Below are 26,165 nucleotides of genomic sequence, written 5' to 3' on the forward strand. Positions count from 1 at the left end.
CCGAAGGTTTTGGTCACATCTTTCCGGAACATTCCGGGTGGTGAATGACACGAAGGCGGTTTGTGCGGTACAAATCAGGTGCGAACAATTCGGCAGGGGGATTGTGCCCGGTGGCGGGCGCGGAAAGGACTGTCATCGATGGCGCAAAGGGTGCAGGTAGTTCTCGAGGACGATCTCGACGGAGGTAAGGCCGACGAGACCGTGATCTTCGGGCTGGACGGCACGACGTACGAGATCGACCTGTCGAAGAAGAATGCCGCCAAGCTGCGCGACGCCATGGCCGGGTACGTCGGCTCGGCGCGCCGGGTGTCCGGGCGCCGCGGTGCCGCGGGCGGTCGGGCACGGGGCCGCGGCCGGTCGGCGTCGGACTCCGCCGACATCAGGGCCTGGGCCAAGGAGAACGGCTACGAGGTGAGCGAGCGGGGCCGGATCTCCGCCGAGGTACGCGCGGCGTACAACGAAGCCAAGTAATTCCCACGGACCTGCCGGTCCCGGCGCCCACCAGGGTGCCGGGACCGTCCGCATTCCGGTTGTTTCACAGTGTGGACGCCCCGGTGACCGGGGATCGGGAGCGGATGGTTGCTCCGGCAGGTAGTTCGGTGAATTCGCTGGTGGCGAACACGCTGTCGGATCGGGGCCGGACGGGAACACGCTGGAGAGCCGCGGGGTTCTTCCCTTGTGATGCCTCCCGGGTGGTCGATCGAGCAGTGTTCTTTTGTTCGCCCAGAGCGAGCCTGTCGGCACCGGGGACTAGCATGCATGTACGGGGGTCGGACCACACGGTACGTCCGACTCCTCTGAGGCAAGGAGCGCTTTGGCGATGTTTGAACGATTTACGGACCGCGCCCGTCGGGTAGTCGTCCTGGCTCAGGAAGAGGCCAGGATGCTCAGCCACAACTACATCGGGACCGAGCACATCCTGCTCGGCCTGATCCACGAGGGTGAGGGTGTCGCCGCCAAGGCTCTCGAGAGCCTGGGTATCTCGCTCGAGGCTGTCCGCTCCCAGGTCGAAGAGATCATCGGCCAGGGGCAGCAGGCACCGAGCGGGCACATCCCGTTCACCCCCCGCGCCAAGAAGGTGCTGGAGCTCTCCCTGCGCGAGGCCCTGCAACTGGGCCACAACTACATCGGCACCGAGCACATCCTGCTCGGCCTCATCCGCGAGGGTGAGGGTGTCGCCGCGCAGGTCCTGGTCAAGCTCGGCGCGGACCTCAACAAGGTCCGGCAGCAGGTCATCCAGCTGCTGAGCGGGTACCAGGGCAAGGAGACGGCGTCCGCCGGTGGCCCAGCCGCCGAGGGTGCGCCCAGCAGCTCGCTGGTGCTCGACCAGTTCGGCCGGAACTACACCCAGTCGGCCCGCGAATCGAAACTCGACCCGGTGATCGGGCGCGAGATGGAGATCGAGCGGGTCATGCAGGTGCTGTCCCGGCGGACCAAGAACAACCCTGTCCTGATCGGTGAGCCGGGCGTCGGCAAGACCGCCATCGTGGAGGGTCTGGCCCAGCAGATCGTCCGTGGTGACGTCCCGGAGACGCTGAAGGACAAGCAGATCTACTCACTCGACCTGGGCGCACTGGTAGCGGGTTCCCGCTATCGGGGTGATTTCGAGGAACGCCTGAAGAAGGTGCTCAAGGAGATCCGCACCCGCGGCGACATCGTGCTGTTCATCGACGAGATCCACACCCTCGTCGGGGCCGGCGCGGCCGAGGGCGCGATCGACGCGGCGAGCATCCTGAAGCCGATGCTGGCCCGCGGCGAACTGCAGACCATCGGTGCCACCACCCTCGACGAGTACCGCAAGTACGTCGAGAAGGACGCCGCGCTGGAGCGCCGGTTCCAGCCGATCCAGGTGGCCGAGCCCTCGATCGCCCACACGATCGAGATCCTCAAGGGCCTGCGGGACCGCTACGAGGCACACCACCGGGTGACCATCACTGACGCCGCGCTGGTGAACGCCGCGCAGATGGCCGACCGGTACATCTCCGACCGGTTCCTGCCGGACAAGGCGATCGACCTGATCGACGAGGCCGGGGCCCGGCTGCGGATCCGCCGGATGACGGCTCCGCCGGACCTGCGTGAGTTCGACGAGAAGATCGCGAACGTGCGCCGGGAGAAGGAGTCGGCGATCGACGCGCAGGACTTCGAGCGCGCCGCGAGCCTTCGCGACGACGAGAAGAAGCTGATCAACGCGAAGTCCGAGCGGGAGAAGCAGTGGAAGGCCGGCGACATGGACGTCGTCGCCGAGGTGGACGAGGAGCTGATCGCCGAGGTGCTCAGCACGGCCACCGGGATCCCGGTCTTCAAGCTGACCGAGGAGGAGTCGACCCGGCTGCTCGACATGGAGAAGGAGCTGCACAAGAAGTACATCGGCCAGGAGGACGCCGTGAAGGCGGTGTCGCGCTCCATCCGGCGTACTCGTGCAGGCCTGAAGGACCCGCGCCGGCCGAGCGGCTCGTTCATCTTCGCCGGTCCGTCCGGCGTCGGTAAGACCGAGCTGTCGAAGGCACTGACGGAGTTCCTGTTCGGTGACCAGTCGGCACTGATCAGCCTGGACATGTCGGAGTACTCCGAGAAGCACACGGCGTCCCGGTTGTTCGGGTCCCCGCCTGGCTACGTCGGGTACGAAGAGGGCGGTCAGCTGACCGAGAAGGTGCGCCGTAAGCCGTTCAGCGTGGTGCTGTTCGACGAGGTGGAGAAGGCCCACCCGGACATCTTCAACTCGCTGCTGCAGATCCTGGACGAGGGTCGTCTGACCGACGCCCAGGGCCGCGTGGTCGACTTCAAGAACACCATCATCATCATGACCACGAACCTCGGGACGAAGGACATCGCGAAGGCCGTCAGCCTCGGCTTCTCGCAGGCCAGCGACACCTCGGGTTCGTACGAGAAGATGAAGGCGAAGGTCACCGAGGAGCTCAAGCAGCACTTCCGGCCCGAGTTCCTGAACCGCGTCGACGAGATCGTGGTGTTCCACCAGCACGGCCCGGACGAGATCATCAAGATCGTCGACCTGATGGTCGGGCAGGTGGAGGAGCGGCTCAAGGACAAGGACATGGGCATCGAGCTCACCCCGGCGGCGAAGGAACTGGTCGCCAAGCGTGGCTTCGACCCGGTCCTGGGCGCCCGTCCGCTGCGCCGCGCACTCCAGCGCGACGTCGAGGACGTGCTGGCGGAGAAGATCCTGTTCGGAGAGGTGCGCCCTGGCCAGATCGTTCTGGTCGACGCGGCCCCCGAGGGCACGGTCAACTCCGACGGCCTGGCGGAGTACTTCACCTTCACCGGTACGCCGAAGGCGAGCAGCCCCGACCTGGAGCTGACCGACCTGGCCGCCGGTGGGAGTTCAGGTCTGCAGGACACCTGATCTGAGGGACCTACCCTCCAGCAAGCCGAGCGCGGCGAGCACTTTGCTCGCCGCGCTCGGCATTTTTCTTGCAGCAGATCTGGTGACGATTCGCGGCGCCGCGTCGTCGTACGGGACATGAGTGAGCTGACTGGGCCCCGATGGTTGGCGGCGCTGCGTGGGTATCCGGACTTCCGGCGGCTCTGGGGCGCGCACCTGGTCTCCGCGCTGGGCACGGGGGTGACCGTGCTGGCCATCCCCTTGCTGGCGGCGGTGGTGCTGCATGCGTCACCGCTGGAGGTCGGCATCCTGACGGCGCTGAACGCCGTACCGCATGTGCTGTTCAGCTTGGTGGCCGGCGCGCTGATCGATCGGTGGCCGCAACGGCCCGTGCTGGTTCTCACCGACTTCGGCCGCGCGATCTGTCTGGGCGCCGTACCGGTCCTCGGCCTGTTCGACCTGTTGTCGATGCCGGTGCTGTACGGCGTCGTCCTCCTCGTGCAGACGCAGACGGTGGTGAATGACCTGGCCTCGGCGTCGATGGTGCCGCGGGTGCTTCCGTCCGCGATGCTGGGCGCGGGGAACAGTGCCATCTCGGTCAACGGTTCGGTGGCCGGCATCGCCGGGAACGGGCTGGGCGGTGGCCTGGTCCAGCTCGTTGGCGCCACTGTCGCGATCGCCGTCGATGCCGTGTCGTACATCTGCTCCGGGGTTCTGCTGCTGTTCCTGCGGTCGCCCGAGCTGGTGGCAGCGAGGATCAGTGGGCGCAGGGGGATCATCGGCGACATCCGGAGCGGCCTGGCGTACGTGCTGAAGGATCGGGTCCTGGTCGCGCTGTGCCTGTCGTCCGGCATCGGGGCGTTCGCGGTGGCGATCCGGGACTCGTCGCTGGTGCTGGCCCTCGTGCCTGAGCTGCACTTCTCCGCGGGACTCGTCGGCCTGCTTGCGATGCTCGCCGGCGTGGGCGGGGTGGTGGGAGGGCTGCTGGCGAATTGGGCGGCCACCCGCTTCGGATTCGGCCGCTCGGTCATGGTCGCGATCCTCACGACGGCGGCCGCGATCGCGCTGCTGATGGCGCCGTTCGGCGTGGTCCCCGCTGTGCTGGTCGGGATCGGACAGTTCGTCGGCGGGGTGTCCGGCGCCGTGTACGCGATCGGCCAGCTGACCATGCGCCAGTTGGTCACCCCGCCGGACCTGCTCGGGCGCGTGAACGCCGTACGACGGTTCCTGGTCTATGCACTGTTCCCGGTGGGCGGTCTCGTCGGCGGGCTCGGTGGAGCCCGGCTGGGCAGCCGGTCGATGCTGCTTGTCGCGGCCGCCGTCATGGCGATCTCTGTGCTCCCGCTGATCCGCGGCAACGTGGCGGGCGCCGAGGGGCATCCGCGGTAGGTGAGATCAGCGGGTACGACGGAGACGGGTGATCGTTCGGGCAAGGGCGGATGAGGTCGCCGGACGGGAGCGCGGGGTGAAGAACTGGGGGAGCGTGGTGAGGAGCCAGGTCAGCGAGGTGGCGAGGGCCACGGCAGGGCCGGGGGCTGTCCAGGTGTCGGTGGGCGTGGCGGGGTTGGTGGCCTGCCAAGTGGCGGCCAGGAAGAGCAGAGTCATGATCGTGGTGACGGCTGCGGTTGCCTGGGACTTGGGGCCGGGCTTCAGGAGCAGTCCGACGACTGTGGTGGCCAGACCGGCCAGCCAAGTGAAGGCCAGAGCCGGTTCGGTCTCGATGCCGAGCTGCCAGACGGACAAGCCAAGGCGCCGGCTGTAGGTCCACGGGAGCAGCAGAGCGACCCCGGTAGCCAGTGCGGCGAAGAGCGTGGCACGAGCAAACCAGCGATGCTCAGCACTGGCCAGCTCGTCTTCTGCCGCGTCGAGACGGCCGGGGAGGTCCTCGTCCGGTAGTCCGGTCATGGGGCGTCCAAGCGGATCAGATCGTTGCCCAGCTGGAAGTAGAGCGCCGACCCGATGACCGTGAGGTGATCGGCGGCCTGCGGGACACCTTGGGTCGGCCCCGCGACGACCGTGACGTGTCCCGGCGCGTCCACGCGGACGAGGTGGCTGCCGTCGTACCCCCAGAGCTTGCCGTCGGGCCCGGCGAACCACGTCCCGTCGGCGGTCCGCTGCAACGCCGGTACGCCGGTCGCCGAGACGGGCCACCCGGTCGTCGAACCACCGAGCAGCGTGACCGACCGCCCGTCCTGCCCGACGAGCACGAGTCGCTCGCCCAGAACCATCGCCACCCCACCGGACGGCAACTGCACCAACCCGTCCGGCCGCAGTGCGCCCTTCACCTGGACGCGACGTACCGAGCTCCCCGGCCCGTAGAGGTTGTAGACGCTCGCAGTGATCGCAGTCACCAGCCGATCCCCGGCGGCCCCGGCGAACTCGGCCTTCTGATCACCCTGCACCGGCTGCGGATCGTGCACACGCGTCGTCCGGCCGTCCACCAGATGTACGGCGGTCTCCGCGCCCGGCTGATCGAGCAGGGTCCACCACACGCCGCCCTGACCGTCCGGAGCCCACGCGCGCGCCGCCAACGGCACTCGAACCCGAACCAGCCTCCCAGCGGCGTCCAGGGCCAGCTGAGAGCTCACGCCGACCGCGCCCGGCTGGCCATCCACCACAGGCACCGCCGGCACGTCGGTCGCCGTGTACGTCGTCGTCCCGGCAACCGGCGTACGCCGATCACACCGGCGATCAGGCGGCGGTGCAGCCGGGTACGCCGCGGCCGCCGTCGCCGCATCAGGAATCACCAGCACCTGGCCGCCCCCACCCGGTGACGCCCCGAGCACCACCGATCCGTCCGGCTTGGCCTCGATGCTCTCGACACCGTCCGCTCCACCCGGCAGCTTCCGCAGTACGCCGTCCGGAGTGATCACCGACGTCGGGGCACCACCACCCAGCCAAAGGTTGCCCCGCACATCGACCGCGAACGCGTCCACGGTCATGGACGAGCTGGCCGCATCGCTGCTTACCACGCAGCCCGCCGGCGCGATCCCGGTCAGCTGCTGCGGTTTTCCGCCCGGCCGGATGATCGCCAACCCGGTCTCGCTCGTACGCCAGGCCGTCGTACTGTCCGGGCCGCTGGAGATCTCGTTGCCTGGTGCACCGATACCTGGGTCGATCACGAAGTCCTTGAGCGCCATGCCCGGTCGCAGCTGGTTCGCGGGGATCTGCCAGGTGGTCGTCGAACCCGACACCACGATCGACCGGTCCGAGTTGCGGTGGCTGAGTGCGGGACCGATGCCGGTCGCAAGGATCTGCACGCCCGGCGTCACGTAGTACGTGCCGTTCTGGTTCTTGTGGCTGAGGCTCACGTCGGCCTGTGCCAGGTCGAGCGGCACGGCCAGGATCGCCCACGGCTTGCCGAGCGCTCCGCCGGCCAGCATGACCATGCGGTTGTCGGCGACGCCCCACAGTGCCGGCGGAGTGGCGCCGTGGTTCAGCGTCACCTGTGGCAGCGCGACTCCGTCCCGGTACGCGAACACCGTCGAGCTCTCGGATCCGGTCCGCCCCAGCAGCCATTGCCCTGGCGACCCGTCGAGCGTCCCGGCCAACGAATCCAAGGCATCCGGCGTACCGATGGACACCCGCATGCCAAGGCGGTCGACCAGTTGGCCACCGTGCAGATCCAGCAACCGGTGCGGCTTCCCGGCAGCTGTTTCGGGCGCATACCCGGCTCCTGTCGCCGACGGAAGCAGCAGCCCGCCGAGCAGCCCGACCACTGCCGCACCGGCAACGACTCGCAGGCCACGGACACCCACCATGCCTGCGGCAACGAGTAGCAAGCCGAGTCCAAGCGCGGTCCAAGCACCCAGACCGGCCCGGTAGCCCACACCATTTGGCAGCTTCGGTGGCAGCCACACCATGTGCGACAGGACCCCGGCAACCACCGCTGTCCCAGTGCCAACGGCCAAGGTACGACGTACCAAACCGGACGACAGCAACGTCGCGACCGCGAGCAGACAGATGGCGACGGCCCATGTCCGGGCCGACGGGATCTCCCAGAGTTGAGACCGGGCTAGACCAGCTTCGGCCGCCGTCGGACCGAGCGCCACCGGGTCGAGCAGTTCACGCCAGGACAGGACCGTGGAGGCCACCAGCAGTACGGCGAGGACGCCGGTGAGCACCGGTATCAGCTGGAGCCGGGTCGAGGGCCAGTTGTCGACAGTGGTCATCAGTCGGACAAAGACTGCCCGCAATTCGGACTGGTTGAGAGGTTCCTCGGCGTCCTCGCCGGGCTCATCGTCGACGGGTGCGGGCGGGGCAGGCGAGCGCATCACCCAGTGCGCCGCCACCGCGGTCGCGATGGTCCCGCAGGCGATGGTGCCGATCACTGCCGGTGAGGTCGTGCACCCCGAGCGGCCCTGCGCGACCAGGCCTGTCCAGGTCGCCACGGTGACCAGCGCGATCGCCGTCGTACCGGTCCATCTGATCTGCCGGCGAAGCTGGAATCGGTCCGCAGACAAGCGATCCGCGAGCACGAGCAGGACCATCGCGACCGGCAGCACCAGGGCCGCACCGCGGCCGTTCACCGGCTGGGTGGTCGCCCGCCAGAGGTAACAGCCTGTGCCCACCGGGGCCGGGACGAGCACCGAGAGCACTGTGGCCACACTGAGACACGCCAGCGTTACACCCTGCCACCCCGTTCGTCGTATGGTCCTGCGGTGCGTGATCTCATCGGTACGAAGAAGGGCCGCCGCGGCCTTCGATTCGGTGGGAAGATCGCGCAGCGGCATGAAAAAGAAGTTACCCGCCACCCATGTACCGCGTTGTAACCCTGTGACCACGCTGATGGACCCGGACTGTCGGAAAGGGGGCCGGGGATGGAATCATCTCGTCGCATGGACGCGCCGCGTCTGCCACTGACCCAGGAACCGGTCGCCGACACCGGTTCCTTTGGCGTGCGGCAAGCGGGAGGCGTGCTCGAACGAGCCCAGCGGATCGCGGACACCCTGCGCGAGCAGGCCGAGCACGAGAACGACGTCGTCCGCGAGGAAGCCGGCCGGATCCGGGCCCAGAGCGAGCGGCTGCGGGCCGACGCCGAGGCAGCGGCGCAGAAGCTGCGGACCGACGCGAACGCCGCCGCGCAGCGCCTGCTGAACGACGCCGATCGGGCCGCCGACCAGCTGCGGAACGAGTCCGAGGCCGAGGCCGACCGGGTCCGCGCCGAGGCGGAGGCCACCGCCGAGCGACTCCGCGCCGAGTCGACCGCCGAGGCGGAGCGAGTACGCCGGGATGCCGCGGCCGCAGCGCAGCAGCTGCACGCCGAGTCGACCGGTGAAGCGCAGCGGGTCCGGGCCGAGGCGAACTCGATCGCGCAGCGGCTGAAGGCGGAGTCGGAGAGCGCGGCCGAACAACTCCGGGCCGCCGTGGCAGACGAAGTGGCCAGGCGCCGGGCCGAGTCCGAGGCTGCGGCCGAGCAGCTGCGGACCGAGACCCAGGCGGCGGCCGACCGGTTGCGGGTCGAGTCGCAGGCGGCGGCGGACCGGCGGATCGCGGGCGCCGAGGCCGAGGCGGCGCGGCTGAAGGAAGAGGCCGACGAACTGCTCGAGGACGCCCGGATGGCGCGGGAGTCGGCACAGCAGACGATCGAGCGGGCCGGTCGCGAGGCCCAGCAGCTTGTTGCCGACGCCGGAGAGCAGGCCGCGCTGGTCTCGCAGGCGGCTGTGCGCAACGAAGCCGACCTGATCGCCCGCGCCGAGACCGAGGCGAGCGAGCTGCGAGCGTCGGTGGAGCTCGCGGTCGAGGGCGCCCGGGAGAAGGCGCGGGTCGAGATCGCCGAGGCGCACGCGGAGATCGAGCGGTTGCGCGGTGAGAACCGGGCCGAGCTGGAGCGGCGGACCGCCGAGCTCGAGGAGACCGAGCGGGCCAAGCTGGCCTCGATCTCGCTCGAGATCGACAAGCTGCGGGCCGAGGCGGTCGCCGAGATCGCCGAGCACAAGGCCGCGGCCGCGGCCGGCAACGAGCGGCTGATGGCCGACGCCCGCGCGCAGGCCAAGCTGGTCGTCGACTCGATCGAGGCTGATCGCCGTACGGCGGCGGCCGAGGCGCAGCGGATCGTCGAGGACGCCAACAAGGCGGCCGAGGCGGCGCTCGCGGAGGCCGAGCGGCAGACCAGCTGGAGCAAGAGGACAGTCGACGACCTGATCGGTGCGGCCGAGTCCGAGGCCGAGTCGATCCGGGCGCAGGCCCAGGCCGAGGCGACCGACGTACTGCGTCAGAAGCGGGCGCACATGCGCCGCGTGGTCGGTCGCACGACCAGCCGGCTGAAGCAGACCCAGGACGCCATCGCCAGGGAGAACGCCGAGCTGACCACGCTGGCCGAGACCACGCTGTCGACGGCCAGCCAGCAGGCGGAGGCGACGCTGGCGAGCGCCCAGCACGAGGCGGAGAAGCTCACCGCCCAGGCGCAGAACCGGGCGGACAAGCTGAAGGGCAACGCACAGACCGAGGCCCGCGAGATCGTCGAGCGGGCGATCCGCCGCGAGGCCGAGGCCCAGGCCAGCACGCAGGTACTGCGGGAGCGGGCCGCCAACGATCTGGCCGATGCGCAGCGCCAGTCGCACGACCTGATCCGCAAGGCCCGCGCCGAAGCGCAGCAGCTCGAGGCGCAGGCCCGCGAGCATGCCGACGACCAGCGTGCCCAGGCCCGAAAACTTCTCGCCGACGCCGAGGCGAGGGTCGCGGCACTGAACCAGCGCCGTGATGAGATCACCAAGGAGCTCACCCAGCTTTCGGGTGTGATCGAGGCACTCGCTGTACCGGGATTCCGTCCAGGTGGTGGAATGTCATCCAGCGAGGGTTCCACGGGGGAATCAGGATGAGGACGTGACAGTCAGATCCTTGTCAGTGACAATGTGTGATCCACCCACCCACCGAAGTGAGCATCAGAAGACATGAGCAGTGAAAGCCCAACCCCGTTCCGGACCGTTCTGCGTGGCTACGAGCCTGCCCAGGTGGACCAGCACATCCGTGAGCTGACCACCTCGCTGACCGCGCTGCAGCAGCAGTCCGAGCAGCTGCAGCGCCACGTCCAGGAGTTGCAGCAGCGCACGGACGCCGCGGAGTCGGCGGTCATCTCCGCCCAGGAGGACAACAAGGACCGGACGCCCACCTTCACCGAGTTCGGTGAGCGGGTGGCGAAGATCCTGTCGCTGGCCGACGACGAGGCCCGTGACCTGGTCACCCGGGCCCGCACCGACGCCGAGGCGATCGTCGCCGACGCCGAGGCGCACGCCAAGAAGGTCCGCAAGGAGGCCGAGCAGTACTCCCTGGACTGGAAGAGCGAGGTCGACGCCGAGGCTGCCCGCATCCTGGAGGAGGCGCGCACCCAGGCCGACGACATGCGTGACGAGGCCGAGCGCGACGCGACCGCGCGCCGCAGCGAGGCCCAGGCGCTGTACGAGCAGGAGCGGGCCAAGTCCGCTCAGGCCGCGGCCGCCTTCGAGACCACCCTGGCCGAGCGCCGGGGCAAGGTCGAGCAGGAGTTCGCCGCCCGGACCGCGCTGGCCGAGCAGCAGCTGGCCGCCGTCACCGACCGCGCCGCCCAGGTGCAGCGCGAAGCCGACCGCTCCCGCTCCGAGGCGGAGCGGCTGGCTCAGCAGCAGCTGGCCGACGCGAACCGGCAGGCTCAGGAGATCGTTGCCGCCGCCAAGGACAAGGCGGAGCGGATCCGGGCCGAGTCCGAGCGCGAGCTCGCCGCCGCGACGCAGCGCCGGGACAGCATCAACGCGCAGCTGACCAACGTCCGCCAGATGCTGGCGACGCTGTCCGGCAGCCCGGCGATGCCGCTCGACCTGCTGGCCGACGACGACGAGCAAGCCACCACCGGCAGCAAGAAGAACTGAAACACCAGGCCGGCCCGAGAACCTCGGGCCGGCCTTTCAGTTCGAGTGACCGGTCGCTCAGTTCGGCAACCGGTAGCGAGCGCGCGGGAGCGGCTCGACCAGGCCATCGGCCACGAGGCCGTCCAGCGCGCGCTCACGTTGGACCTCGTCATGCCAGCAGACGTCCAGAGCCTTCTTCGGTACGGCGCCTGACTCGGCCCGCAGGACGGCCAGCAGCCGGCCGCGGACTTGGCGATCGGTACCTCCGTAGGTCTGCCCTCTGCGCGGCGGACCGTCGTACGGCGGGCTGCCGGCGAGGACCCAAGCGCAGCGGTCGCGGATCGGGCAGTCGCCGCACTTCGGCGTACGTGCTGTGCAGATCAATGCGCCGAGCTCCATCGAGGCAACTGCCCAGCGGGCCGCTGTCGGTTCGTCTGCGGGCAGTGCGGTCGCTGCCAACCGCTGGTCGGCCGCAGTGGGGGAGATGGTCGGCTGTGCGACGCCGGTGAGAGTTCTCGCGAGCACCCGGCGCACGTTCGTGTCGACAACCGCGTGCCGCTGGCCGAACGCGAAAGACGCGATCGCTGCGGCCGTGTAGGTGCCGACACCGGGGAGGGCGAGCAGTGCTTCGTGGTCGTCCGGTACTTCGCCGCCGTGGCGCTCCACAATCGCCTGTGCCGCCGCGTGGAGCCGCAGCGCACGCCGTGGGTACCCGAGCCGGTCCCAGGCCCGCACAGCCTCGCCTGGCGGCTCGACAGCCAGGTCCACCGGCTTCGGCCACCGCTCCAGCCAGGCGTGGTACGCCGGCAGCACCCGATTGACCGGTGTCTGCTGCAGCATGAACTCACTGACCATCACCGCCCACGGACCGGTGTCGGGCTGCCGCCACGGCAGCACCCGGGCGTTGGCGTCGTACCAGCGCAGCACCGGCTCGTGCAGAGCGGTAGCTGCGGCGGTGAGCGGCGAGCCTGACTGGTCGAGCACAGAGCCGATATTAGGGTGCGAGCATGAGCAGCCTGCTCCGTCCGGTCGGGCATCTGCCCGCCAGCGTGTACTGGTTCCGCCGGGGACTGGTACTCGTCGTTCTGGTGCTGCTGTTCATCCTGGTCTTCCGGCTGTTCTCCGGTGGCGGTGACGATCCGCAGAACTCGGCCGCGTCCGGCCCGCAGCAGAACCCAAGCAGCGCCCCGCCACCGACGCCGGTCACCACACCGACGGCGACACCGACCGACACGCCGGCCAGGAGCACGCCGCCGCCGACGCCGCGCGACACCAACTGCGAAGGATCCGACCTCCGCGTCGACGTACTGCCCGCGACCCGACGGATCGTCTCCGGGTCCGTGCTGAACTTCGTGGTCCGGCTCGACGCGGTCTCGGACGGGTGCAAGGCGAGTGTCGATCCCAGTCGGCTGACCGTGACGGTGACGTCGGGGAACGACCTGATCTGGACCACGACCCATTGTGCGCAAGCGATCAAGCGCGCCACCCTGGTGGTTGCCGAGGGCAAGCAAGCGACCAGTACCGTGGCGTGGAACGGCCACCGGTCCGGCCCCGGCTGCCTGCCGGGGCAGCCGGTGGCCAAGCCCGGTACCTATGTGGTCAACGCCGTTTTCGACGGCACTCCGTCATCCGCGCAGGCCTTCCAGATCGTTTGATCCCGGTACGTCGGCAGGCCGCGCCATGTGCGACGGCTTGACGAACAGCAGCGCCGCGACCAGACCGATCAGCAGTACGGCGCCCGGCAGGATCAGCGACTGAGCCATCGAGTCACTGAATCCCTGCACCAGCGCCGGCGGCAACTTGCCTCCGGCAACAGCACCCTCGCCGGCAGGCGCACCACCTGGCAGGGCCGGCAGGTTGTGGGCCAGTCGCGACTCGATCAGTACGGCGATGCCCGCGCTGCCGAGGACGGCACCGACCTGGCGCGTCGTGTTGTAGACACCCGCGCCGGCTCCGGCCTGGTTCATCGGCAGGTTCCGCGTCGCGGTGCTGCCGATCGGCGCCCACATGAAGCCGTTCGCGACACCCAGCAATGCGATCGGCAGCAGCAGCTCCCAGATCGGCAGGTCCGGCTCGATCACCAGGCTCAGCCAGAACATCGACACCGAGCAGCAGAGCAGCCCGAAGCCCGCGATGAACCGTGGCGGCGTCCGGTCGACCAGCCGGCCGACGAACGGCGCCAGCGCACCGGAGATGACCGCCATCGGGACCAGCAGCAACGCGGCCTTCGTCGGGCTCAGGCCACGGACCGCCTGCGCGTACAGCATCAACGGGAACGCCATCGCGGTGATCGCGAACCCGACCGTGGTGATCGCGATGTTGGCCAGTGAGAAGTTGCGATCCTTGAACAGGCCCAGTGGCAGCAACGGCTCACCGCGGTTGCGGGACTGCCAGATGACGAAGGCCGCCAGGAGCACCAGCCCGGTGATGATCAGCGACCAGACCGAGATCGGTCCCTTGATCTGACCCCAGTCGTACTTCTGACCCTCCTGGATCCCGAACACCAGGCAGAACAGGCCGGTCGTGCTCAACGCGACACCGATCAGGTCGAACTTGTGCGGGTGCGTCTCCAGGTTCGGCACCAGCCGCATGGCCAGCACGAAGCCGACCACCCCGACCGGCGCGTTCACGAAGAAGATCCACTGCCAGCCGAGACCGTCGACCAGGACGCCGCCCAGGATCGGGCCGACCAGGGTCGCCACGCCGGCCGTCGCGCCCCACAGGCTCATCGCCCGGCCGCGCTGGTCCGGCGGGAAGATCCGGGTGATCACCGCCATCGTCTGTGGCGTCATCATCGACGCGCCGAGACCCTGGAAGACCCGGGCCACGATCAGCATCCCGATCGTGGTGGTGAAACCGCACCAGACCGAGGCCAGCGTGAACAGGGCCAGACCGGTCAGGTAGACCTTCTTCGGCCCGACCCGGTCGCCGAGCCGCCCGGTCACCAGCAGCGGTACGGCGTACGCCAGCAGGTAGGCGCTGGTCACCCAGAGGACGCTGCCGACGTCGGTGCCGAGATCGTCCAGGATCGCCGGGGTCGCGACCGACACGATGGTCGAGTCGACCAGGATCATGAAGAAGCCGAGCACCAGCGCCCACAGCGCCGGCCAGGGCCGAACCTCCGGCCTCACAGTTTCTTGCGGGGTTGCCATTCCAAGTCCTTGCTCTCGATACGTTCGATGACGGTGGCGAGCCAGTCGCGTTCCGCGGCGATCTGACTGCGGACGTAGGCGCCGCCGATCCAGTACGGCTCGTACACCTTCGCCGCCCGTGCGGCGCCGACCACGTCGTCCAGATCGGCCAGCCAGCGATCCAGGTCCTCGACGCGGCGGCGGAACCGCAGCACCGCGTCCTCGGCGTCCAGGTTGTGTGCCTCGCTCAGCACCACCGGGAAGAGCGGGTACTCGTAGACGTACTTCTCGATGCCAAGTTCCACCCGCCGGGTCAGCGCTTCGCTGCCCTCCGGAGTGATCTCGTACGTCGTCCGTTCGGGGCGGTTGCCGGCGCGTTCGGTGCCGATCGCGCGGACGAGGTTCTGCCCGGCCAGTCGCTCGACCGTGTGGTAGAGCGAGCCGGGGCGGACCTTGACGATCCGGTCGTTGTGCCGGCTGATCAGCAGTTGGTACATCTCGTAGGCGTGCATCGGGCGCTCCTCGAGCAGCGCCAGCACCGAGATCGCCAGCGGGGTCAGGTCGGCCATCGTCCTCCACCCGGAGTGTTCCGCGCGAAATGTTCCGTGTGGAGTATTACTCGCCGTATCCCGGAAACGCAAGCGCCCCCGGGCTCGGTCACGAGCCGGGGGGCGCTTGGTGGCAAATGGTCAGACGTAGCGTTCGAGGATGCTGGATTCGGCCAGCCGGGACAGGCCCTCGCGGACCGTGCGGGCGCGGTTCTCGCCGACGCCCTCGACCGTCTGCAGGTCGTCGATACTTGCCGCCAGCAACTTCTGCAGGTGGCCGAAGTGATCGATCAGCCGGTCGATGACAGCGCCCGGCAGGCGCGGCACCTTGGCCAGCAGGCGGTAGCCGCGCGGGGTGACGGCGGCGTCGAGCTGCTCGGCGCCACCCAGCTGCAGGGCCCGGGCGACCTGGCCGATGTCGAGCAGATCCGTGGGGCTGACCGCATCCAGCTCGAGCAGTACGTCGTCGGCCGTCTTGGGCCGGCGGCCCGCGGCCGGCGGCAGGTAGTCGCGAACCACGAGCTCACGTTCGCCGGCGACACCGGCGACCAGCTCGTTCAGCTGCAGGGTGAGCAACCGGCCGTCGGTCCCGAGCTCGACGACGTACCCGTCGATCTCGGTGGCGATCCGGCGGACCATCTCCAGCCGCTGCGCGACAGCGGCCACATCCCGGACCGTGACGAGGTCCTCGATCTCCAGTGCGGACAGGGTGCCGGACACCTCGTCGAGACGCAGCTTGTATCGCTCCAGAGTGGCCAGGGCCTGGTTGGCGCGGGACAGGATGGCGCCGGAGTCCTCGAGCACGTAGCGCTGGTCGTCGACGTACAGCGCGATGATGTGCATCGACTGCGACACCGAGATCACCGGGAACCCGGTCTGCCGCGCGACCCGGTCGGCGGTGCGGTGCCGGGTGCCGGTCTCATCGGTGTGGATCGACGGGTCGGGCATCAGGTGCACGGCGGCGCGGATCAGCTGGGTGGCGTCGCGGTCGAGGATGATCGCGCCGTCCATCTTGCTCAGCTCACGCAGCCCGGTCGCGGTGAACTCGACCTCGATCTCGAAGCCGCCGGTCGAGATCGAGTCGACGGTCTTGTCGTGACCCAGGACGAGCAGGGCGCCGGTACGCCCGCGCAGGATCCGTTCCAGGCCTTCGCGCAGTTCGGTACCCGGTGCCACCGCCGCGAGGGTCGCGCGCATCCGGGCGCCGGTGCTGTTCTTGTCGGAATTCGGAGCCACGGAACCTGAGTCTATGCGGTCACGCCGCTGCGTTCGCGCCGAAGTACCCGGCGACCGGTCGCTCGGCAGGTCAGGTCGCGACGGTGTTCGCCCGTGCGCGTGCAGCCGCCCGTGCATCCGGACCGTGCAGTTCCGGTTCCCCGCGTGAAACCCGACCTTCCGCGGTACGGCGTCTGCCGCGTCAGGGGCAGCGGATGACCTGGCCGGCGTACGACAGACCACCGCCGAAACCGAACAGCAGCACCGGCGCGCCGGACGGGATCTCGCGCCTCTCGACCAGCTTGGACAGGGCGATCGGGATGCTCGCCGCGGACGTGTTGCCGGACTCGACGACGTCCTTGGCGATCACCGCGTTGGTCGCGCCGAGTCGCTTCGCGAGCGGCTCGATGATGCGCAGGTTGGCCTGGTGCAGCACCACGCCGCCGAGATCCTCGGGCTTGAGCCCGGCCTTCGCGCAGACCTGCTGGGCGATCTCGGGCAGCTGGGTGGTGGCCCAGCGGAAGACGCTCAGGCCTTCCTGCTGGAACGGGCCTTCGCGGCCCTCGATCCGGACCGCGTCCGACATCTCCGGCACCGAGCCCCAGACCACCGGACCGACCTCGCGCTCGTCGCTCGCGACCACCACGGCCGCGCCGGCACCGTCGCCGATCAGCACGCAGGTCGTGCGGTCGGTCCAGTCGGTCCAGTCGCTCAGCTTCTCCACGCCGATCACCAGCGCCTTCGTCGCGTCGCCGGCGCGGATGGCCTGGTCGGCCATCGCCAGTGCGTAGGCGAAGCCGGAGCATGCGGTGTTCACGTCGATCGCGGCCGGGTTGCCGAGGCCGAGGCGGGCCGCGACCCTGGCGGCGATGTTCGGTGAACGGTCGATCGCCGTACAGGTGGCGACCACGACGTAGTCGATCTCGTCCTTGTCGAGGCCCGCGTTGGCCACGGCCTTGTCGGCCGCACGCCAGGCCATCTCGTCGACACTCTCGTCGGGCGCGGCGATCCGGCGTTCGCGGATCCCGACCCGGCTCTGGATCCATTCGTCACTGGTCTCGACCATGGTGGCGAGCTCGTCGTTGGTGAGCACCCGCTCCGGTTGATAGTGGCCGAGCGCGACAACTCTGGATCCGGTCATCTCGAGTGCTCCTGAGGTCATCCGGCAACGCCGGGCGGTATCCCAGGTTCAGCACTGAACCCGGCGGGGGCGCCTCAAGACTACGTTCCGTCGACCGCGCCCCGGCAGCCCGCGTCTCATCCCTTACCGGATCTTGTGGGCAGGGACACACCCCCGCCCCACAACCCCCTATCACCCCTCCACGCCGACTTGCCCGCCAGGTCCTGGCCGCCGCCGCGTCCGCCATCGCGCGCGAGGCCGCGCCGGGCCCGCTGCCCAGCGCGCAGTGGCTGGCGGCGTACAGCTCGACAGGAGGTGTCCAACGAATGCCGGCTGATGAGCACACGGCACCGTTGGAGCACGCGCCCGCGGAGCACAGACCTCCTGTCGAGCTGTACGCCGAGGTCCCGCCCAGAGAAACGTGGAGCCGCACGCCCGGGAACACGTGGACCGTCTGCGGACACGCGGGGTGGCGTGGTCCCCAGGCCGGCGGGAAGCGCGGCGACGGAGAGAGGGAGAGCGCGCGGGGTTGGTGTCAGGTGAGGCCGGCGGCCAGGAGGGCGGAGGGGAGGTCGGGGGCGGCGAAGGTGCGCAGGCCGTACTTGGCCTGGATGTCCATCGGCTTGAGATCCTTGCCGCGGTTGGGGACGTCGGCGGGGACGATCGCCTTGGTGAAGCCGAGGCGGGCGGCCTCGGCGAGGCGCTTCTCCAGACCGCCGACGCGGCGCACCTCACCGGCCAGCCCGACCTCGCCGATCGCGATCAGGCCGGGGTGGATCGGGCGGTCCATCACCGAGGACGCGACCGCGATCGCGACGGCCAGGTCGGCCACCGGTTCGGTGATCTTCACGCCTCCGACGGTGGCGACGTACACCTCCTGGTCGGTCAGCTTGAGGCCGACCCGGTTGCCGAGGACGGCGAGAACCATCGCGACCCGGGACGACTCGAGTCCGGAGGTGGTCCGCCGCGGCTGTGGCGCGGCGGACGGGCCGACCAGCGCCTGGACCTCGGCCAGCAGCGGCCGGCGGCCCTCCATCATCACGGTCACGCACGTCCCGGCGACGGGCTCGGCGTGCTCGGAGACGAACAGGCCGGTCGGATCGCTCACCTCGACGATTCCGGTGTCGACCATGTCGAAGCAGCCGACCTCGTCGGACGGACCGAACCGGTTCTTCGTCGCTCGCACCATCCGGAACCCGGAGTGCCGGTCGCCGTCGAAGGCCAGGACGACGTCGACCAGGTGCTCGAGCATCCGCGGGCCCGCGATTGCCCCGTCCTTGGTGACGTGGCCGACGAGCACGACGGCGATGTGCCGCTCCTTGGCCAGCCGCACCAGCGCACCGGTGACCTCACGCACCTGGGTCACGCCGCCGGGAGCGCCGTCCACCTCGGGATGCGCCATTGTCTGCACCGAGTCGATCACCAGGAACGTCGGCTCGACCGCGTCCACCTGGCCGACCACCGCGGACAGGTCCGTCTCGGCCGCGAGGTACAGCTCGTCGACCAGCGCATCGGTCCGGCCGGCTCGCAGCCGCACCTGGGCGGCCGACTCCTCACCCGACACGTAGAGCGTGCGCTGCCCGCGGCGGGCCGACTGCGCGGCGACCTCGAGCAGCAGCGTCGACTTGCCGACCCCGGGCTCGCCGGCGAGCAGGATGACGGCGCCCGGCACGACGCCGCCACCGAGAACGCGATCGAGCTCTGCGATGCCGGTCGGGCGGGACTCGGCCTCGATGACCGAGACCTTCGCGATCGGCATGGCCGGCGACGACACCGGCCCGGCGCTGATCCGGGAGGCCTTCGGCGCGCCGACCTCGGCGACCGTGCCCCAGGCTTGGCATTCACCGCAGCGTCCGATCCAGCGCGCCGAGGTCCACCCGCACTCGGTGCACGCGAACTGCGGCTTCGCCTTCGTCGTCCCCGTCACCTTCGCCATGCGGAACAACCTAGGCGAACCCGCCGACAAAACGTCAGCGGCTGAGCGTGAAGTGATCCCGGACCCGGTCGAGCAGCCGGCGGATCCGGCTGGCCGTGACCCCGGCCCCACCGTCGTCGTCGACCTCGGGCGGCTGACCGTCCTCCTGCGCGGCTTCGAGGTACTTCGTCAGCAGTTCACTCTCCGACGTCCGGAGGTCGGCGCTTCGCTCGAGCAACGCCCGGGCCTGCTTCTTCCGGCCGGCCACGACCTCGGCCGATCCGAGGTGCTGCAGGCACCGGGCGCGGCCTTCGCTTTCGTCGATCTCCGAGTAGAGGTGTTCCGCATGTCGCCACATCCGCTTGGCCTCGTGCGGACTGCGTTGCATCCAGGCCGCTACCCCCATGAGCTCGGACGCGTGTGCCTGGCCGCTGATGTCGCCGGCCGCGCGGGCACGTGCGACGGCGGGCCGGAGCTGGTCGAGTGCCTCTTCCGGCTCCAGCTGGTACAGGTTCACGATCGCGCGGTTGATGAGGATCGCCACCTCGGCAGCCAGGTCAGGGCCCGGCCGGTTGAGGCGCGCGTCGTCCAACCGGTCCCGCGCGTTCAGCACCGCCTCGACCCGGTCGTTGCCCGCCGGCGACTGTTCCGCGCGGGCCAGGTGCAGCAGCGCCCGCTCGACCTGCCGGCGAGTCGTCAGCGCCGCCGCGGTCCGGCTGTGGGTCGCCACGTTGTCCGAGACGCCCAGCCGTGTGGTCGCGCTCTCCAGATCACCGAGCAGTCGGTACGCCGTCGCCTCGCGAGCCGCAGCGAGTTCCGCGAGATCGCGGCGGCCGCATGCCTCGGCAACGGCCGACAGGAGTTCGCTGAGCTCCAGCAACGGGAGGGGCTCGGACCGGCGCAGGTACCAGACCTCCAGTGCGTCGCAGATCCGGGCGAAGTCGTCCGCGATGCCTTCGCGTGGCTTCTCGGCCTGCAGGAGTTCGCGCAGTTGCGGCTCGTTCAGTGAGTACCACTCGGCCGCCGCCAGACCGCCGGTGTCGGAGCCGAGCGCGATCATCCACTGCTCGGCCTCCTCCGCCGCTGCGCGCAGCTCCGGCGCCGCGACGACTGCGACAGCCTCCTGCCGCCGTCGCTTGTACGCCGCCAGCACGGTCGGCGCGTAGTACGCCGCCCAGATGAGCAGGAACAGGAAGGTCAGCGACAGGCCGACCACACGGACCCAGCCGCCGCTGTCGAGACTCTGCGACAACCGCTCGCCCGCAAGACCGGACAGCAACGCCGAGGCGAGTGCGCTGATCCCGAAGAAGTCACCCCGCCGCCTGCCGGGGCGCGGCTTGTTCTCCGGCTTCGGTTGCTGGTCGCCAGGTGTCATGGCCGACTCCCTGCGGTCAGTCCACGCACCACTTTCTGCCAGAACGTCAGCATCAGTACGGCGGGCACAACAGACGCGACCACAGCGGCAGCAGCGACAGTCCCGCTGGACGCGGAGAACTGCCGAGCCTCGCCCCACAACACAAGCGACAACGGCGTCGTACCAGGACCACTGATCAGGAACCCGACGATGAAGTCGTTCCACACCAGTGCGAACTCCAGCACCGCCACAGCGATCAACGCCGGCCGATAGGTCCGCTGCACCGTTGCCAGTACGGCGCTCTGTCGCGCAGGACCCAGCAATGCCTCAGAAACCAGGGCCGGTGGAGCAGAGGCGAACGCGGACCGCAGGAGCAGGACAGCGAACGGCAGACCGGCGGCCGCATGGACCAGTGCCAACGCGATCCGCGACCCGGCCAACCCCGCTGCACCGATCGCATCCTGCAACGGAGCGGCGTACATCTGAACCGGGGTCACCGCGAGTACGACGAACACGGCCATCACCACACGGCCCAGCCACTGCGGTAGACCGCCCCACGCGACCAGATAGGCCGTCGGTACGGCGATCACCAGGAGAACTGCTGTGGCTGCGCCGGCAATGAGGACTGTCGACAGCAAGGCCCGGAACAGCCCGATGTTCGCGGCAGCACTGAACGACGAGAAGCCGAGACCGGACACCGACCACCACCCGTGCAGACCGGCCTCGCGTGGGGAGTGGAGAGCAGTGGCGACCAGCACCACAGCAGGGAAGATCCACACCAGGCTGACTGCGAAGCCGACGATCCACCCGAAGCGGCGTACCAGCTTGCTGGGTTTCGGACGGCCCAGCGTCGGATCCGGAGTCACCACAGAGACCGGCATCGCCCAGCGGCGTCGGCGCAGGCCGCGTACGCCGATCACGGCGACAGCTGCCACGATCGCGAACAGCACCACACCCAGCGCCGCCGTGCGCCCCGAGTCGGCTCCATTCGCGTTCGCACGCCACCAGTTCAGGCCGAGCACGTCCGCGGAGCCTTGCATGGAACCAGGTACGACGATCAGGACCAGGTCGAAGACCCGAACCGCCGCGATGACAAGGGTCAGCGTCACTACACCGGTGATCGGCCGGAGCAGTGGGATCTCCAACGCGAACAGTCGTCGCCAGCCGGTGACACCCTCGGCGGCGATCGTGCGGGTGACGTCGTCCGGTATCGCGTCCAGGCCGGCGCGGAACAGCGAGACGACGTACCCGAGCCAGGTCCAGCCGAAGGCGGACACCAGTACGAGCCAGAACAGGCCGGGGCCGAGCCACACCGGGCTCGTGCCGAACAGCCGCGTCCAGACCGCGGTCACCGTGCCGCGCTCCGGTGCCGGGTCGAAGATCAACCGGAACGTCGCGCCCGACACCAGCACGGACACCGCAAATGGGATCACCAGCGCAGGCTGCAGGAACGACGTCAGGCCGGGCAGCCGATAACTCAACAGGGCAAGGAAGAACCCGACCACGACCAGCGTGAACGCGACCAGCACCCAGGCCAGACTGTTGCCTACGGCACGCAATGCGCCGGGGTCGCCCATCACCGCGAAGTTGCCGAACCCGAAGCCGCTGGTGGTCCGGAACGCCGCCACCACAGTCACCCCGATCGGGATCAGCAGCAGGCAGCTGAGCAACAGTGCGGGGAGCCCCAACAGATACGGTCCGGCCGGTCGCCGCGGCTTGCCGGCCACGGGACGGCCGCTCACCTCGCGGCCGACGATCTCCAGTGACAGGCCGTTCGTCTGCAAGCCCATCAGCTCTCCACCTCACGCAGTTCGTTCACCGCGTCATCGACAGCCCGCGGTACGACGGCACTGCCGCGATCGCCGATCCTGATCAGGAAGTCGGTGAGCACTCGCCACAGTCCGTTGATGCCACCAACGGGTCCGAGTTGGTCGGACAGGTCGAACTGGAGAAGTCCGTTCGGCGCGGTCAGTTGTTCGGCCAGCCTGGTCAGCTCGGGGGAGTAGCCCGACACCCGTCCGTCGACCAGGAAGCCGCCCTGTCTGATCCACGGGTCCACCGCGGTCGGTGTGGACAGGCGGCGGACCAGATCGACCGCGTCGTCGCTGGAAGGCTTCGGCAGCACCATCACGTCGCCTCCGACCACGACCGGCGCGGCGGCGCCCGGCGCGAGTGCGGGGAACGTGAACACTCCGATGTCGTCCGGATCGGCCGCGAACGAACGCACTACCGGCTCAGCGAAGTCGGACGCCAACACCATGGCGGCACGGCGATGGCCGAACACCTCGACGATCGCGTCCGGGAACTGCTGCACGAGTGAGCGCTTCACACCGCCGGCCAGCGCACCCGGAGCGGACCACATGGATCCCAGCAAACGAAGGGCTGCGGCGAACTCGGGTCGTCGTGACGGCCGCGGCTCCGTCGCTGTCGCCAGCCCTGCATAGACGGCAGGCGCTATGCCCAGCAGGACGTTCTCGAGAAAGTCGGTGAGCACCCACCCATCGCCCGCGGCCAGCGAGAGTGGCCGGACACCTGCATCCGACAGTGTCTTGTTCAGCGTCAGCCAGTCCGACCAGAGCTGTGGCGGCTCCACACCGACCTCCCGGAACACCGAGGGCCGGTACCAGACCGCTGACTTGTGTGCCGTCTTGAACGGGACGCCGTACGTCTTGCCGTCGTACACGAGCAGGTCTTTCCAGAGTCGTGCCCGGCCGGGGTCCGCCACCTCGTCCGGGATGGCCTGGAGGTCGTTGCGCTCGTTGCGTTCGCGCGGGACCAGTCCGGGCTGCGGCAGCATCACGATGTCCGGCCGCCGCCCGGAGCGGGCCCCGAACGCAGTCGAGATGTCGTCGCCCAGCGGCACGACCTCCACCGGATAGTCCAGCTTGCCCAGACCGTCGAGTACGTCGTGGAACGCGTGCAGCTCCTGACCGCTCCAACTCACCGCCACCCGCACACTGCGCCGGAGTCCCAGCACGTCGTTCGAACAGCCCGCGACCATAAGCGTCGCGGCGGCTCCCAGGAACGCTCTGCGGCTACTAGGCATCGCGGAAGCCCGTCGTACGGCCGGAGTCGGTGGTGATCAGCAGCACTGCGGCTCCGTACAGCTCAGGGGGTGGTTCCTCGGGCGGGTGGTGAAGCCGGAGCAGCGATCCCCACGTCGGCAGGCCGGCTGCGTCCTCCAGCACGATCAGCCTCGGGTGTGCGCGGAGTGCACGGGCCACACCGGCCAGCCGGCGACGGCCTGGGGTGATCTCGTGCGGATAGCGATCCAGTACGTCGTCCAGTCCGCAGTCTCCTGCGGTGACGAGGCTCTCCTCCTCCGCGGCCTTGCGGGTCACGCGGTGCCTCACGATGTGGCCGTGGACGATGTTGCCGAGCACCGTCAGGTGTGGCAGCAGTCCCCCTTCGGCAGGCACCAACCGGACCGGATCGCCGATCTTCACGACTGCATCGGCCGGTGGATCGTCCGCACCGGTCAGTACATCGACCAGCCGGCGTGCCGCAGCGGCCGACGGCATCACCAGCGCTCGCTGCTCGCCTACGTCGATCCGGACCTTCTCCGGCAAGCCGGGGACCTGTTCGAGCAGCAGACCGTCCATCCCTGGCTGGCGCCTCCCCAGAAGACCCGTCGAGTGGTTCGTCAACCCTATGGGGAGTGGAGGTCGGTTCGCAGGGCCGTCCGGGTGTCGTTTCAGAAGAGGTTCAGAAGGTCCGGCTCCACAGGTTGATCGCGTAGTCGACCTCGACCCCCGCATGCGATGCGATGATCCGCTCCGCGTCGGCCGGCGTGAACTCGATCCGGATCACCGCCTCGAGGTCCTCCCGGCGTTCGAACCGCCAGCCCATGTCGAGTTGCGTCCGCTGCCAGCCGCGCGCGGTCCAGAAGGCCTCCACCTCTGCCGCTTTGATCTTCGGGTACGACTCGGTGAACCAGCGCCCGAACGTCGACCGGCTCCCGTCGTTGTCAATCACGAACGCGGTCCCGCCGTGCCGCATCACCCGGTCCAGTTCGGCCAGCCCCGGTTCGCAGCCCGGCCCGAAGAAGTACGCCCAGCGCGCGTGCATCACGTCGATCGTCGAGTCCAGCACCGGCAGCCGCTGCGCCGTACCCTGCCGGACCTCGACGTTCGGCAGGTCCTTGGTACGGCGCTTGGCCGCGTCGGCCAGTGCACCATGCGGCTCGACTCCGATGACCCGGCCCGCGGTCGCCGCGAACGTCGGCAGGTGGAACCCGGTGCCGCATCCGATGTCGAGCAGCGTCGCGCCGCCCCAGTCCCGGATCGCCCGCATGGCCGGCTCGATCACCCCGCCAGGATCGACGGCCCGGTTCTCGACCTCGTAGACCTTCGGGTGATGCCAGATGTTGGGACTCGGAATCCCACCTTCCGCGATGCTCACACCGCTAGACACTAGTTGCTGCCGGCACTGGTCTGGTCGTGGCGGCCAGGAGTGCGATCGGGATCAGGAGCATCCCGCAGAGGACGGCGAGCCAGTGGAAGCCGAGTACGGCGAGGATCGGGCCGGCTGCCGTACCGGCGATCGAGGCGAATGCACCCATGGTCAGGTCGGACAGGCCCTGAGCCGACGTGCGGATGTCCGCCGGCACCGAGCGGGTGAGCAGTGTGGAGCCTGCGACCAGACAGGCCGACCAACCGAGTCCCAGCAAGGCCAGTGCGGCCGCGGTCAGGCCGTGTGCGCCGTCCGGAGCCAGCGCCGCCACTGTCATGGCTGAAGCAAGCAATGCCAGGCCGATGCCGATGGTCGGGATGCGGCCGAGGCGGTCCGCCATCCAGCCCATCACGGGGGAGAGGGCGTACATGCCGGCCACATGACCGCTGATGACGAAGCCGACGATGGTGAGTGAAGCGCCGTGGTGGCGCAGGTGCACCGATGTCATCGACATGACTCCGACCATCACCGCATGGGCGACCGCGATGGAGAGCAAACCCAGCCGAGCATGGGGGATCGACATCACGGTCCGGAACGTGGAGGCGAGTGGCTGCCGTTCGACCTTGGCTCTGGGGGTGCTCTGGTGCAGCCGCCGCAGCCCGAACCACACCGTGGCCAGACTGATCGCGAAGGCGATGACCGAGAAGATGTACGGGCCGGCGAGTGCCATGACTCCGAGCGACGTACCCACAGCGCCGCCGACACCGGTGAGGTTCGGCCCGACGACCACGCCGATCGTCGTGGCCCAGACGACCAAAGACAGTGAGCGGGCGACGTGTGCTGGGTCCGCCGCGTCGGTGGCGGCGTACCGGGACTGCAGGTTGGAGGCGGACCCGCTGCCGAACAGACAGCCGGCCAGCAGGAGCAGTGCGAGCGAGTCGATCTGGGCTGCCACGATGCTCAGGAGCGCACCGGTTGTAGCGATCAGGTAGCCGACCGCCAACGACACCCGCCGGCCGCGCGTCCTGGCCAGCCCAGCCAGCGGTACGGCGAGCATCGCGGCGCCCAGAGTGGTCGACGTCGCGGCCAGTCCGGCCATCGACGTGGACCCCGAGATGCTCTCGGCCAGCAATCCCGCGACCGCGAACCCACTCGCGACCGCCACGCCACCCACGACGTTGCTCACCACGAGCACCCGCAGCGTCGTTCGTTGCAGCTCGGCGGGTCTGGTGTCTGCGGTCACGGGCTCACCTTCTCATCAAGCTGACCGGTAAGGCAGCTCGATATGCTCGCTTATAGAATCGTCCTGACGTAATTCCACCCCCTG

20 protein-coding genes are annotated in these 26,165 nt (G+C 69.3%); 6 read left to right on the plus strand and 14 right to left on the minus strand.

Annotation, left to right across the window (positions count from 1 at the left end):
* The first annotated feature begins 138 nt into the window (after positions 1-138).
* The 3 genes from OG817_RS41480 (at position 139) to OG817_RS41490 (ending at position 4,729) form a co-directional block, all read left to right on the plus strand.
* On the plus strand, positions 139-471 hold the full coding sequence (locus tag OG817_RS41480; RefSeq protein ID WP_406050475.1) for an Lsr2 family protein: 333 nt from the start codon (positions 139-141) through the stop codon (positions 469-471).
* 349 nt (positions 472-820) lie between these two features.
* Positions 821-3,361, plus strand: a complete 2,541-nt coding sequence (locus OG817_RS41485; RefSeq protein ID WP_360449803.1) for an ATP-dependent Clp protease ATP-binding subunit — start codon at positions 821-823, stop codon at positions 3,359-3,361.
* Between the two features lie 117 nt (positions 3,362-3,478).
* A complete protein-coding gene (locus OG817_RS41490) occupies positions 3,479-4,729 on the plus strand; it encodes an MFS transporter (protein ID WP_406050477.1) in 1,251 nt (416 codons plus the stop codon).
* A 6-nt stretch (positions 4,730-4,735) separates the two neighbouring features.
* Here OG817_RS41490 and OG817_RS41495 read toward each other — a convergent pair whose 3' ends face one another.
* A complete protein-coding gene (locus tag OG817_RS41495) occupies positions 4,736-5,245 on the minus strand; it encodes a hypothetical protein (protein WP_406050478.1) in 510 nt (169 codons plus the stop codon).
* Positions 5,242-7,929: a hypothetical protein gene (locus OG817_RS41500; protein ID WP_406050479.1), complete on the minus strand. Its 2,688-nt coding sequence runs from the start codon at positions 7,927-7,929 to the stop codon at positions 5,242-5,244. The genes OG817_RS41495 and OG817_RS41500 overlap by 4 nt, the downstream gene beginning before the upstream one ends.
* Before the next feature lie 249 nt (positions 7,930-8,178).
* Here OG817_RS41500 and OG817_RS41505 point away from each other — a divergent pair, with 249 nt between their 5' ends.
* On the plus strand, positions 8,179-10,161 hold the full coding sequence (locus tag OG817_RS41505; protein ID WP_406050481.1) for a kinetoplast-associated-like protein: 1,983 nt from the start codon (positions 8,179-8,181) through the stop codon (positions 10,159-10,161).
* Positions 10,162-10,233: 72 nt separating this feature from the next.
* A complete protein-coding gene (locus OG817_RS41510) occupies positions 10,234-11,184 on the plus strand; it encodes a DivIVA domain-containing protein (protein WP_131360044.1) in 951 nt (316 codons plus the stop codon).
* A 57-nt stretch (positions 11,185-11,241) separates the two neighbouring features.
* Here OG817_RS41510 and OG817_RS41515 read toward each other — a convergent pair whose 3' ends face one another.
* Entirely contained in the window at positions 11,242-12,147 is a 906-nt protein-coding gene (locus OG817_RS41515; RefSeq protein ID WP_406050483.1) for an A/G-specific adenine glycosylase, read from the minus strand.
* Positions 12,148-12,170: 23 nt separating this feature from the next.
* Between OG817_RS41515 and OG817_RS41520 the strand changes: the two genes are divergently transcribed.
* Complete coding sequence (locus OG817_RS41520; protein WP_406050484.1) at positions 12,171-12,818, plus strand: hypothetical protein; 648 nt, start codon at positions 12,171-12,173, stop codon at positions 12,816-12,818.
* Here the strand turns inward: OG817_RS41520 and OG817_RS41525 are convergent.
* From OG817_RS41525 to OG817_RS41575, 11 genes are all read right to left on the minus strand, one after another.
* Positions 12,789-14,315, minus strand: a complete 1,527-nt coding sequence (locus tag OG817_RS41525) for a DHA2 family efflux MFS transporter permease subunit (RefSeq protein WP_396392597.1) — start codon at positions 14,313-14,315, stop codon at positions 12,789-12,791. The genes OG817_RS41520 and OG817_RS41525 overlap by 30 nt on opposite strands.
* The gene (locus tag OG817_RS41530) at positions 14,291-14,863 is read right to left on the minus strand and encodes a PadR family transcriptional regulator (RefSeq protein ID WP_406050486.1); all 573 of its coding nucleotides are present in this window, start codon (positions 14,861-14,863) and stop codon (positions 14,291-14,293) included. Before OG817_RS41530 ends, OG817_RS41525 begins: the two co-directional genes overlap by 25 nt.
* A gap of 120 nt (positions 14,864-14,983) precedes the next feature.
* The gene (gene disA / locus OG817_RS41535; RefSeq protein ID WP_393381159.1) at positions 14,984-16,039 is read right to left on the minus strand and encodes a DNA integrity scanning diadenylate cyclase DisA; all 1,056 of its coding nucleotides are present in this window, start codon (positions 16,037-16,039) and stop codon (positions 14,984-14,986) included.
* A gap of 220 nt (positions 16,040-16,259) precedes the next feature.
* Positions 16,260-17,198, minus strand: coding sequence for a beta-ketoacyl-ACP synthase III (locus OG817_RS41540; RefSeq protein WP_406050487.1), 939 nt, complete (start codon positions 17,196-17,198; stop codon positions 16,260-16,262).
* Positions 17,199-17,712: 514 nt separating this feature from the next.
* Complete coding sequence (radA, locus tag OG817_RS41545; protein WP_406050489.1) at positions 17,713-19,113, minus strand: DNA repair protein RadA; 1,401 nt, start codon at positions 19,111-19,113, stop codon at positions 17,713-17,715.
* Positions 19,114-19,147: 34 nt separating this feature from the next.
* Entirely contained in the window at positions 19,148-20,467 is a 1,320-nt protein-coding gene (locus tag OG817_RS41550) for a hypothetical protein (protein ID WP_406050490.1), read from the minus strand.
* A complete protein-coding gene (locus tag OG817_RS41555) occupies positions 20,464-22,236 on the minus strand; it encodes a sugar ABC transporter permease (protein WP_406050492.1) in 1,773 nt (590 codons plus the stop codon). The genes OG817_RS41550 and OG817_RS41555 overlap by 4 nt, the downstream gene beginning before the upstream one ends.
* Positions 22,236-23,390: an ABC transporter substrate-binding protein gene (locus OG817_RS41560; RefSeq protein ID WP_406050494.1), complete on the minus strand. Its 1,155-nt coding sequence runs from the start codon at positions 23,388-23,390 to the stop codon at positions 22,236-22,238. The genes OG817_RS41555 and OG817_RS41560 overlap by 1 nt, the downstream gene beginning before the upstream one ends.
* 94 nt (positions 23,391-23,484) lie before the next feature.
* On the minus strand, positions 23,485-24,048 hold the full coding sequence (locus tag OG817_RS41565; RefSeq protein WP_406050495.1) for a hypothetical protein: 564 nt from the start codon (positions 24,046-24,048) through the stop codon (positions 23,485-23,487).
* A gap of 103 nt (positions 24,049-24,151) precedes the next feature.
* Positions 24,152-24,847, minus strand: coding sequence for a class I SAM-dependent methyltransferase (locus OG817_RS41570; RefSeq protein ID WP_406050496.1), 696 nt, complete (start codon positions 24,845-24,847; stop codon positions 24,152-24,154).
* 4 nt (positions 24,848-24,851) lie between these two features.
* Complete coding sequence (locus tag OG817_RS41575) at positions 24,852-26,081, minus strand: MFS transporter (RefSeq protein WP_406050498.1); 1,230 nt, start codon at positions 26,079-26,081, stop codon at positions 24,852-24,854.
* Between the last annotated feature and the right edge of the window lie 84 nt (positions 26,082-26,165).

The sequence above is a fragment of the Kribbella sp. NBC_00889 genome (genome assembly GCF_045207705.1).
Lineage (GTDB): Bacteria > Actinomycetota > Actinomycetes > Propionibacteriales > Kribbellaceae > Kribbella.

Bases quoted from the DNA above. Each gene is read 5' to 3' on its own strand.
- OG817_RS41540 (WP_406050487.1), bottom strand. From the start codon at position 17,198: ATGACCGGATCCAGAGTTGTCGCGCTCGGCCACTATCAACCGGAGCGG.
- OG817_RS41520 (WP_406050484.1), top strand. From the start codon at position 12,171: ATGAGCAGCCTGCTCCGTCCGGTCGGGCATCTGCCCGCCAGCGTGTAC.
- radA (WP_406050489.1), bottom strand. From the start codon at position 19,113: ATGGCGAAGGTGACGGGGACGACGAAGGCGAAGCCGCAGTTCGCGTGC.
- OG817_RS41550 (WP_406050490.1), bottom strand. From the start codon at position 20,467: ATGACACCTGGCGACCAGCAACCGAAGCCGGAGAACAAGCCGCGCCCC.
- OG817_RS41555 (WP_406050492.1), bottom strand. From the start codon at position 22,236: ATGGGCTTGCAGACGAACGGCCTGTCACTGGAGATCGTCGGCCGCGAG.
- disA (WP_393381159.1), bottom strand. From the start codon at position 16,039: ATGCGCGCGACCCTCGCGGCGGTGGCACCGGGTACCGAACTGCGCGAA.
- OG817_RS41490 (WP_406050477.1), top strand. From the start codon at position 3,479: ATGAGTGAGCTGACTGGGCCCCGATGGTTGGCGGCGCTGCGTGGGTAT.
- OG817_RS41530 (WP_406050486.1), bottom strand. From the start codon at position 14,863: ATGGCCGACCTGACCCCGCTGGCGATCTCGGTGCTGGCGCTGCTCGAG.
- OG817_RS41480 (WP_406050475.1), top strand. From the start codon at position 139: ATGGCGCAAAGGGTGCAGGTAGTTCTCGAGGACGATCTCGACGGAGGT.
- OG817_RS41510 (WP_131360044.1), top strand. From the start codon at position 10,234: ATGAGCAGTGAAAGCCCAACCCCGTTCCGGACCGTTCTGCGTGGCTAC.
- OG817_RS41485 (WP_360449803.1), top strand. From the start codon at position 821: ATGTTTGAACGATTTACGGACCGCGCCCGTCGGGTAGTCGTCCTGGCT.
- OG817_RS41565 (WP_406050495.1), bottom strand. From the start codon at position 24,048: ATGGACGGTCTGCTGCTCGAACAGGTCCCCGGCTTGCCGGAGAAGGTC.
- OG817_RS41505 (WP_406050481.1), top strand. From the start codon at position 8,179: ATGGACGCGCCGCGTCTGCCACTGACCCAGGAACCGGTCGCCGACACC.
- OG817_RS41495 (WP_406050478.1), bottom strand. From the start codon at position 5,245: ATGACCGGACTACCGGACGAGGACCTCCCCGGCCGTCTCGACGCGGCA.
- OG817_RS41525 (WP_396392597.1), bottom strand. From the start codon at position 14,315: ATGGCAACCCCGCAAGAAACTGTGAGGCCGGAGGTTCGGCCCTGGCCG.